This is a genomic window from Kineosporia sp. NBRC 101677 (assembly GCF_030269265.1).
GTDB lineage: Bacteria > Actinomycetota > Actinomycetes > Actinomycetales > Kineosporiaceae > Kineosporia > Kineosporia rhizophila.
Genome location: NZ_BSTA01000061.1, coordinates 1 through 281, shown reverse-complemented (window position 1 = coordinate 281; position 281 = coordinate 1). Strand labels below are relative to the sequence as shown.

General features: G+C 57.7%; 1 rRNA gene. It reads left to right on the top strand.

The features are described from left to right. A 16S ribosomal RNA gene (locus QSK18_RS35745) occupies nt 1-281 on the top strand; the annotation flags it as partial.

The window sequence follows — 281 nt, the reverse complement described above, 5'->3', positions numbered from 1 at the left end:
GAAGCACCGGCTAACTACGTGCCAGCAGCCGCGGTAATACGTAGGGTGCAAGCGTTGTCCGGAATTATTGGGCGTAAAGAGCTCGTAGGCGGTCTGTCGCGTCTGCTGTGAAAACCTAGGGCTTAACTCTGGGCGTGCAGTGGGTACGGGCAGACTAGAGTGCAGTAGGGGAGACTGGAATTCCTGGTGTAGCGGTGAAATGCGCAGATATCAGGAGGAACACCGGTGGCGAAGGCGGGTCTCTGGGCTGTAACTGACGCTGAGGAGCGAAAGCATGGGGA